The organism is Mesorhizobium silamurunense (genome assembly GCF_014843905.1).
Lineage (GTDB): Bacteria > Pseudomonadota > Alphaproteobacteria > Rhizobiales > Rhizobiaceae > Mesorhizobium > Mesorhizobium silamurunense.
In genome coordinates, this window is sequence record NZ_LPVS01000129.1 from 1 (window position 1) to 244 (window position 244).

The 244-nt window shown below is 67.2% G+C and carries 1 protein-coding gene; it reads left to right on the forward strand.

The annotated features are described in order from the left end of the window. Window positions 1-58 precede the first annotated feature (58 nt). The coding region (locus tag AU465_RS32705; protein WP_246506616.1) for an aldolase/citrate lyase family protein at window positions 59-244 on the forward strand (186 nt) is incomplete at its 3' end.

Here is a 244-nt window from a genome sequence, read left to right on the forward strand (position 1 = left end):
GAGCATTTCCGGCGCACCGCCGCGATGCCGGTCGCCGAGGCGGCGTGAGGAACGGACGATGAGCCACACCATCAACCACCTCAAGAAACTGAGACTGCAGCGCAGCGAGCTGGCCGTTCCGGGCTCCAGCCCGGAGATGATCGACAAGGCGGCCAACAGCGCCGCCGACTTCGTCTTCCTCGACATCGAGGACGCGGTGGCGCCGCCCGACAAGGAGCGCGCCCGCAAGAACATCATCCAGGCG